Annotated in this window: 8 protein-coding genes; 4 read left to right on the forward strand and 4 right to left on the reverse strand. The window is 55.6% G+C overall.

Going from position 1 to position 9252, the window contains the following annotated elements; all coding sequences use genetic code 11:
- From IBX51_RS04525 to IBX51_RS04535, 3 genes are read right to left on the reverse strand one after another with little or no spacing between them, the layout of a single operon-like run.
- Positions 1–723, reverse strand: a complete 723-nt coding sequence (locus IBX51_RS04525) for an ABC transporter ATP-binding protein (RefSeq protein ID WP_291829105.1) — start codon at positions 721–723, stop codon at positions 1–3.
- Positions 720–1694 (reverse strand): YVTN family beta-propeller repeat protein, encoded by a 975-nt coding sequence (locus tag IBX51_RS04530; RefSeq protein ID WP_291829106.1) that lies wholly within the window; start codon positions 1692–1694, stop codon positions 720–722. Before IBX51_RS04530 ends, IBX51_RS04525 begins: the two co-directional genes overlap by 4 nt.
- Before the next feature lie 40 nt (positions 1695–1734).
- Positions 1735–2907 (reverse strand): ABC transporter substrate-binding protein, encoded by a 1173-nt coding sequence (locus tag IBX51_RS04535; RefSeq protein WP_291829108.1) that lies wholly within the window; start codon positions 2905–2907, stop codon positions 1735–1737.
- Positions 2908–3072: 165 nt separating this feature from the next.
- Between IBX51_RS04535 and IBX51_RS04540 the strand changes: the two genes are divergently transcribed.
- The 4 genes from IBX51_RS04540 to IBX51_RS04555 all read left to right on the forward strand — a co-directional run bounded on the left by IBX51_RS04540 (position 3073) and on the right by IBX51_RS04555 (position 7883).
- Positions 3073–4305 (forward strand): histidine kinase, encoded by a 1233-nt coding sequence (locus tag IBX51_RS04540; protein ID WP_291829109.1) that lies wholly within the window; start codon positions 3073–3075, stop codon positions 4303–4305.
- Between the two features lie 209 nt (positions 4306–4514).
- Positions 4515–4940 (forward strand): cytochrome c-550 PedF, encoded by a 426-nt coding sequence (gene pedF / locus IBX51_RS04545; protein WP_291829110.1) that lies wholly within the window; start codon positions 4515–4517, stop codon positions 4938–4940.
- A 41-nt stretch (positions 4941–4981) separates the two neighbouring features.
- On the forward strand, positions 4982–5908 hold the full coding sequence (locus IBX51_RS04550; protein WP_291829112.1) for a transporter substrate-binding domain-containing protein: 927 nt from the start codon (positions 4982–4984) through the stop codon (positions 5906–5908).
- Between the two features lie 199 nt (positions 5909–6107).
- A complete protein-coding gene (locus IBX51_RS04555; protein ID WP_291829114.1) occupies positions 6108–7883 on the forward strand; it encodes a PQQ-dependent methanol/ethanol family dehydrogenase in 1776 nt (591 codons plus the stop codon).
- Positions 7884–8084: 201 nt separating this feature from the next.
- Here the strand turns inward: IBX51_RS04555 and IBX51_RS04560 are convergent, their stop codons facing one another.
- Entirely contained in the window at positions 8085–8927 is an 843-nt protein-coding gene (locus IBX51_RS04560; RefSeq protein ID WP_291829116.1) for an undecaprenyl-diphosphate phosphatase, read from the reverse strand.
- Between the last annotated feature and the right edge of the window lie 325 nt (positions 8928–9252).

Genomic DNA, 9252 nt, shown 5'->3' on the forward strand with positions numbered 1-9252 from the left:
TCAGCCTGCTCCTGTCAGGGAATGGAAGGTGCCGGCGAGATCATCTGTACCCTCAGCCTCGCAGATGGCGCGCCCGGCGTCGTCTGCCAGCAGCTGGCCCTGGTGCAAAATCAGTACCCGGTCGTCTTCACGCACCTCTTCAATCAGGTGGGTCGCCCAAAGAACCGTCAAGTTATCGTGTTCGCAAAGAGCGCGCACGTGCTCATTCAGTGCTTTGCGGCTGGCGACGTCCAGACCAACGGTCGGCTCGTCCAGTAGCAGTAGTGACGGTGCGTGGAGCAGAGCTCTGGCGATTTCGACTCTGCGGCGGTGGCCACCGTTAAGCTGACGCACTGCCTCGTTGGCACGCTCCAGCAACCCGAACCTCTCAAGTTCCCGATCACCACGGGCACGGGCTTGCTTGCGTGACAGGCCGTGGAGCGCTGCGTGATATTGAAGGTTCTGGCGGACCGTCAGGTCGAGATCCAGGGCGTTCTGCTGGAACACGACACCAATTTTGCGCATGGCTTCTGCTGGCTGTTTCCTCAGGGATTGGCCGTCGAGCAGAATGTCGCCCTGTTGCAGGGCCAGCAGTCGTGTCAGCAGTCCGAACAGGGTCGATTTGCCGGCGCCATTAGGGCCCAGCAGTGCATGAAAACGGCCAGAAGTCAGCGTAAAGCTGACCTCTTTGAGCACAGGCTTGTCGCCATAGCGAAAGCTGAGGTTACTCGCGGTAATGGTCATGACGTTGGAGCAATCACCACACCCCAAGGGAAGCGGCCCACTTTGATCGATTTGATGACCTTCAGCTGATCCACGTCGATGACCGAAACGTCTCCAGACACACCATTGGTGGTGTAAAGGAACTTTTCATCTTGATCCAGCGCCACCTGCCATACCCGGGCGCCCACCAGAAGATAGTCCAGAACCTCATAAGTCTGGGCATCAACAACGGCCACGTGATTGGACGGTCCAAGGGCTACGAAGGCGTACTTGCCATCCGACGTCAATTGAATGCCAACCGGCTGCACGCGATCTTGCGGAACACCTCGAATCTGGAAGTTGATCAGCTTGATCTCTTCAATCGTGTCTACGTCAAATATATGCACGGTGCCGCCAATCTCTGCTGACGCCCAGGCGATCTTTCCATCCCGAGTGAACTCAACATGACGGGGGCGCTGACCGACAACACTGTTTTTCTCAATTTCAAAGGTTTCGGTGTTGATCCAGTGCAACATGCTGGTGGTCTCACTGGTATTGACGGCCCACTTTCCATCTGGGCTTATGGCCATGCCTTCGGGTTCGATGCCCACGTCGATCTGGGCCAGTACCTCTTTGGTTTTAACGTCTACCACGGTCACAATGTCGTCGTCTTCGTTGGCGATGTAGAGATGACGATCGTTGGGATGCAACGCAAACTGCTCAGGATCTGCACCGGAGGGTAAGGTATCGATAATTGTGCGGGTAGCCAGGTCCATCACCTGAACGGTGTCGTCGTCACTGGCGCAGATATAGAGTTTGCTGTAGTCCCCGGAAAACAGAATACCCCTGGGCCGGGCACCCACGGGAAGGGTGTCTATCACTTCCATGGACTGGGTGTCGATCACCGAGATGGTGTTATCTCGCTCATTAGACACATAGGCCAGACTGGCCAGCGCAGGGCCTGACAAGCCGATAAGAGCCGCCAGAGCTAAATGTTTGAACAGTGACTTCATGATCCTACTCCTTCTTGTAATCAGCTAGGCGCCGGCGTGGTCAGCGATTGATTCGACAGGTGCTCTCTGGCCGGTCAAATCCGAGCGTGTCCATTTCGGTATTAGGGTGCAAGAACCCGTCGAACGGTGCCTGGGCGACCAGGCTATTCGGGTGTACCAGCGGAATCGGCTGTCGGAGCTGGCCGTTCCAGTCCCTGAAGCTCAGGCTGCGACCTTTAAACGCAGCCAATTGAAACTGTTCGGTGAACAAAAAGTTGCGCAACTCCATAGGCTCAGCAGCTTTCAGTTGAGTAACCGCGGTACCCACAGAGCGAATGGCGGCCCAGGCGGCATAGTCATCGCTGTTCATATGGCGGCCGGCGAGATTCTCGAACCGGCTTTGCAACTGTGCTGCGCCCCAGGCCTCAACCGCTCGATGCCAGGTTACTGGAGACATGCCCTGGGTGCCGACCACGGGCCGGGGCAGCCAGGTGTTGAAAGGAACGTACTCACCAAAATCACCGCGCACATCGGCAACCACCACGGCGTCGTAATTCCGGGCCTGAGTGAAAGCAGGCAATTCATTAATGGCAGACCGGCGCAAGTCGGCGTCGAAGGTCCAGGGTTTGTCTTGAACAATCTTGAGGCCAAACCGGTTGGCAGAGCGACGAAAGGCGTCCGCCCAGGCTTTGTCTTCGTCGGTGGGGCCGGTGATCAGGAATAGGTTGTTCCAGCGCCGCATGTTCAGCCACTGACCGAGCGCGTCGGTGAGCATGGCGTAGCTGGGGGCCGTGTGCAGTAGGTTGACGTGGCATTCGGCGGTACGTAACGCGTCGTCTTTGGCCCCGGCATTGAACACAAGGGTATCGTCGCTGGCTCGCGCCATGATCGCTTGTAACGTAGAGGCCGGAGCATTGACAACGAATAATCGGGTGCCGTCTGAGTGCATCGCCTCAAAGGCGGCAAGGGCGTCGTCGTGGGAATCACTAACGTCACTGCTCAGCTCAAAATTCTGCCCGAGAAAACGGCCCGTGGTGCTGTTGTCCTGGATGGCCAGTTCGGCGCCGCGAAGCCCGGAATCTGCAGGCTCGGGAATGATGTTTGAGAGCACCGGACCGCGGTCCGGGATCCATTGCACGTAACCAATACGAACATCGAGAGCATCCGCCTGAAGCGGGCCTGCGCTTGCCAGAGTAAATAGCGTAGCTGCCGCTGCCCGGGATAAGAGAGACATTCGGTTCTCCAGTTGTTGTTTTCACTACAGCTTAGAGAAGGGGGTAAAGCCATGAAATATTCAGAAAGTAGCAAAGCACCGGTACTAAAGGACTATTTCGGGAAGCTGTGGCAGGCATAGCATAAAGGGGTGACAGTTACCAAGCTGGCGGAGCAGACAACAAGAATGACCGCATACCGGAAAATAGCCTTGATCATGTTGGCGGTGTTCATCGTCATTTATGTTTTGGGTGCATCACTTTACGTGCAGCAGGCCCGTTCTGACGTGGAACGAGAAATGATCGGTGTGGCTGAGCTGGCTCGCCACCTGTCAGCTCCCCAATACATACCGGAGGCAGCCTTGTCGGGCGTGCGTCACCTCAGGCCCGCCACGGAAATGGACGTGGCTGATAGCAGAAAATACCCTCTCTGGTTTGTTAACGCGGTCAACGTTGAGGTTCAACACGTTGAGATCAACGGTTGGCATCTGGACCCCTCCGACGAAATCGAGGAGATCTGGGAAAGTTTTCTGTTGATCACAGGGTCGTATGTACTCGGCATGGTGTTGTGCTTTTTGGCGCTGTTTATCATGGTGCGGCAGGGCTTACGACCGTTGACTGGCCTGTCCAGAGCGATGGGAGCTGTCGCTGAGGGGCGAATGACTGCCCGTTTACCGAGGCAGTCGGTGCGTGAGTTGGATGTCTTGGTTCAGCGTTTCAATACAATGGCAGAGGCGCTTGAATACGAACAGAAAACCGTCAGCCGGTTGCTGAACGAATTGCTGGAGCTTCAAGACAGAGAGCGCGAGCACATTGCCCGGGTTCTTCATGATGACCTTGGCCAGTATCTGACCGGCATTCGGGCCCAGGCCAGTAGCCTGCTGTACGATCCCGATCTGTCGGACAAACAAAAACAACAGGCCCGGAATCTGGCCGAGCACTGTGAAACGGTGCAGAAACACTTCCGTCATTTATTGCAGGATCTCCATCCGCTGGTCATGGAGCAGCTGGGCCTGGCGAGTGCAATCCGCCATCTTGCTGAGCAATGGCAACAGCTCAGCGGGCTGGATTGCCGTCTGGCGATGGACGATCGCTTGCCGGACTTCACCGGTGAGCAGCAAACACACCTGTACCGCTTTCTGCAGGAGGCCCTGAATAACGTGTCCCGGCATGCTAACGCTTCTCACGCCACTCTGGCGGTCGCGCGCAGTGATCATGAGTTGAGCATCGAAGTGCGAGACGACGGTGTTGGTCATGAGCCGCTTCGTGACAACGCAGGTCTCGGCGTGCGATCCATGCGCGAGCGTGCCCGCTGCCTTGGTGGTGAGGTTCAGTTTTTGAGTCGTGTTGGAGAGGGCACCCGCGTCCGGCTCGCCGTTCCGTTGATGCACCTGGCCTCCTCGCTGGGGCGAGCGGTCTAAGCCAGTTGCCCGTTGTGGTCGCGCCATCGGATTGCTCAGAGCTTTCTCTTTTACCCTGTTCGACTACTACCAAGGAACTAGAACGAGGCGGCCAAAGTGGCATTCTTGTGGGAGCTCCGGATTCCTAGACTTAACCTAAGCCGCTGGCAATATTGAAGGGAAACAACAAGGCCAGCCATAACAGTTTGAAAACAAGAGGTGGTCTGACCATGTTACTTCAGTTTTTTGCCCGATCTGCCATTGCTGCGACCTTTGCTCTCGGGGCTTCCGTCGTTCTAGCTCATGGTGATGTTACCCCGCAGCCCGTTGATACCGGGGCCTTGCCAGATCTTGGTAAGGAAATGCTGACAGAAAACCCGTTCCGAGAGGGCAACGAGCACAGCGCCTACAGAGAAGAAGCCATCAAGGTCGGGCGCAGCGGTTACGCCGGTAACTGCGCTGTCTGTCATGGCATTGAAGCGATGTCTGGCGGGTTAACCCCAGACTTGCGCGAGCTGGGCGAGTGGGACGATGAATACTATGTTGGCAGGGTGACTAACGGCACCGGCCGAGGCATGCCATCGTTCAAACAGAATCTGGATCAGACAGCCATCTGGGCCATTCGTACCTATGTGGAGTCCCTCCCCAGAGACTGATTATCCGGCTCTGGGCCGCTGGCATTTAGGGAGGTCGATTCATGACATTTGCATTTCGTGTGTTGCTGGTATTGTTTGCCCTGTCCGTGGCAAACGTGAACGCACAGGAGACGCGCCTGCTCATTCCGGACCGGACTCTGGATATTATTCAGGATTCCGGTTTTCTGAATGTCGGCATGTACAAGGATTTCCCGCCTTACTCCTATGAAGAAAATGGTGAGGCCAAAGGTGTTGATGCCGATCTGGGCCGGCGCATTGCCGATGCCCTGGGCGTAGAGTTTCGGTCTTATTGGATCACTCCCGATGAGAACCTGGGTGATGACCTGCGGAACCACATCTGGAAAGGACATTATCTGTCGAAAACCCGGGTTGCAGACATCATGATGCGCGTGCCCTACGACAGCGTGTTCAAGTACATGCGGGATTCTACCGGTGAGATGATCAATGAACAGGTCGTGTTTGTTGCGCCTTACCAGCAAGAACATTGGAAAATTGTGTTCGATGAGGAGAAGCTGGGGGATGTTAATACGATTGCCAAGTTTCAGTACCATCCCATCGGTGTCGAGATCGACACCCTGCCGGCTACGTATTTAACCTCGACGTTCGGTGGGCAGATGCGTGATCAGGTAAACCACTACATGACCATTACTAAAGCCTTCGATGCCATGGCAAAAGGCGATGTCTCAGCTGTTATGGGCATGCGCGCTGAATTGGAACATAACCTTAAAGCGCATTCTGACCGACCGCTCGCCATGGCTAATAATGGGTTTCCGGGTATTACCAAACAATCCTGGGATGTCGGGATTGCGGTACGTCATCTCCATCGGGCACTCGGCTATTCGGTGGAAGCAGTGGTCGACCGTATGGTCAGAAACGGTGAGCTGGCGGAGTTGTATCAGCAGCACGGACTTTCCTACAGCCGTCCGGCTTATTACGACGTCATTCTCGGGCCTGAAGAGGCCGAGTAGAAACTTGTCTGAAACAGAAAAGCCCGCCTTAGCGCGGGCTTTTCTGTTTCAGGTTGGGTCGTACTACCAAGTGATGAGAAAACCTGTGCGTGGGGTTAATTGTTGCAACTCCGGCCGGCAACAAGAATAGGTGGTAGAGGCGGGAAAACTTCCCGGTTCGCCATCGAATCTGAAAACAAGAGAATTGGAGAGCGCTACCATGAGTTCAATATCGATCGGCAAGACCTTTACGGCGAGTGCCCTGGCATTGGCCGTTTCCTTCGGGGCCCACGCGGTCACCGACCAGGATCTGCTCAACGATCATAAAACCGTAGACAAAATCGTAACCTATGGCATGGGTTACCAGGGCCAGCGTTACAGCCCGATGACGACTCTGAACACGTCAAACGTAAATTATCTGACACCTGCTTGGGCTTTCTCGTTTGGCGGGGAAAAGCAGCGGGGTCAGGAATCACAGCCGCTGATCGAAGACGGTGTGATGTACGTGACAGCCTCATACTCTCGTATTTGGGCCGTTGACGCTCGGACCGGTGAGCAAATCTGGCAGTACGATGCACGTTTGCCAGACGGCATTATGCCTTGCTGTGATGTGGTCAACCGTGGTGCGGCGATCTATGGTGACATGGTTTATTTCGGCACATTGGACGCCAAGCTGGTCGCGTTGAACAAGAAGACCGGCAAGGTAGTTTGGATCAAAACCGTGGCGGACTATCAGGAAGGCTACGCGATCACGGCAGCCCCGATTGTGGTTGACGGCAAACTGATTACGGGTGTTTCCGGTGGTGAATTCGGCATTGTCGGCAAAGTAGAAGCCTACGACGCTAAAACCGGTGATCTGCTGTGGACCCGCCCGACGGTCGAAGGCCACATGGGTTATGTCTACAAAGATGGCAAGAAGATCGAGAGTGGCATTTCCGGTGGCGAAGCAGGCAAAACCTGGCCGGGTGACATGTGGAAGAGCGGCGGCGCGGCTACCTGGTTGGGCGGCACTTACGACCCGGAAACCGACACGCTGTTCTTTGGTACCGGTAACCCCGCTCCGTGGAACTCGCACCTGCGCCCAGGCGACAACCTGTTTTCAGCTTCACGTGTAGCCATTGACCCGAACGATGGCAGCATCAAGTGGCACTTCCAGACCACGCCTAATGATGGCTGGGATTACGACGGCGTTAACGAACTGATTCCGTTCGATCTGAAGGAAAACGGCAAAACCATCAAGGCTGCGGCAACTGCCGACCGTAACGGTTTCTTCTACGTACTGAATCGCGAGGATGGCTCATTCATTCGCGGCTTCCCGTTCGTGGACACGATCAGTTGGGCTGAAGGGCTTGATTCCAAGACAGGCCGGCCGATCTTCAAGGAAGGCGGTCGTCCGGGTAACCCGGCCGATCTGGATGGTGAGAAAGGAGAAACGGTTGTCGCTTACCCAGCCTTCCTGGGTGGCAAGAACTGGATGCCTATGGCTTACAGCCCGGATACTGAGCTGTTCTACGTGCCTTCCAACGAATGGTCCATGGACATCTGGAACGAGCCGGTCTCATACAAGAAAGGCGCAGCCTATCTGGGTGCCGGCTTTACCATCAAACCAGCCAACGACGATTTCATCGGTGTGTTGAGAGCGATGGATCCGAAAACCGGTAAAGAAGTCTGGCGTCAGAATAACTCGGCACCACTTTGGGGTGGCGCTATGACCACCGCCGGTGGCCTGGTATTTACCGGCACGCCTGAAGGCTTCCTGAAGGCATTTGATGCCAAAACCGGTGAAGAACTCTGGAAGTTCAACACGGGTTCTGGCGTGGTTGGCACTCCGGTCACCTGGGAAATGGATGGTGAGCAGTACGTGTCTGTCGCCTCCGGCTGGGGTGGTGCGGTACCGCTGTGGGGCGGCGAAGTCGCCAGAGTGGTTCGGGACTTCAACCAGGGCGGTATGGTCTGGACGTTCAAACTGCCGCAGGATCGCGTTTCTGCAAAGTAAGAGTGTTTGACTGATCGACCTTTGGGCTGCCTGCGGGCAGCCCTTTTTGCTTTAGGCTGCCTGAAAGAAACAGTACACAGCGCAAGTGAACCTGTTTCGGCAGTGCAGATGTGTCAGCGTGCAAAATAGCGCTGCGCCCGATACTCAGTCAGACTTGTGCTGTGTAGTTGAGGGTGGCAGATGAAGCCGCAGTCGTGAGGATCAGAGAAAGATCCATAGCAACAGCGCGCCCAGGACCAGTCGGTAAATCACGAACGGTTGCATGCCAATACGTTTGATAAAAGCCAGAAAGTAGTGAATGCACAGGTAGGCGCTGATCCCGGAGAGCAGCACGCCCCCAGCCATGAAGGCCCAGTCAATCGATTCATCACTCGTCAACAAACCTTTGGCTTCCAGAGCACAGGCGAGAAAAATGACCGGAATTGACAGCAGGAAAGAAAAGCGCGCAGCTGCTTCACGGCTTAAACCGAGCATCAGCGCGGCAGTAATGGTGATGCCAGAGCGTGAGGTGCCGGGGAATAGGGCAATGGCCTGGGCGATGGCAATAACGGTAACGTCTTTCCAGTTCATCTCCCTGACCTCACGGGCGCCCCGATGGCGCCAGTCAGCCCAACCGAGCAACAAACCAAACACAATCAGGCCAAGAGCAATCCAGACCGCCGCGTTGACCTCCAGGGTGAACAGGCCAAGATCGAGCAGGATTTCGCTGCGCATCTGGGTTTCGATAAAGTCTTTGAACGCCAATGCGGCCAGACCAACCGGAATGGTGCCGAGAATCACCGCCCAGGCCAGGCGAGCATCGGCATCCAGCTGACGAGTAGACAAGGAACGCGTCCAGCTGCGGGTCATGTTGATCAGATCTTGCCGGAAGTAGATCACCACGGCCGCCAGGCTGCCCAAGTGCAGGGCCACATCAAAGGCCAGCCCCTGGTCCTTCCAGTCGGTCAAGACCGGGACCAGGATCAGGTGCGCCGAACTGGAAATCGGAAGAAATTCGGTAACTCCTTGCACAATAGCGAGGAAAACGACTTGTAGCCAATCCATGAGATCAATCCGTGTGTGTTCAGAAAAAGTTTGCGCGCAAGTTAATAACGTCTGGGCGATGAGTGCAAGGCTTGCACGGCACACATGGGTGGCGCTGACGTTCAGGTTCGCCCAGGAAGCACCCAGAACTGCCGGCGAAAAAACGCCGTATTCTGTTTTAGCGAAAACAGCTTTGGAGCAAACAACCCGATAATCGACTGGTTCCAAGCGAATTCACGCTTTAACGTGCGGCTCCTGCGAGTAGCCATTCCGGCTGAACAGGGTCAGTACGGCCTTCAGACCATCTACTACCAAGGGATGAGTTTTTCGCCCCCATCGAATCATT

The sequence above is a fragment of the Marinobacter sp. genome (genome assembly GCF_014859525.1).
Taxonomy (GTDB): domain Bacteria; phylum Pseudomonadota; class Gammaproteobacteria; order Pseudomonadales; family Oleiphilaceae; genus Marinobacter.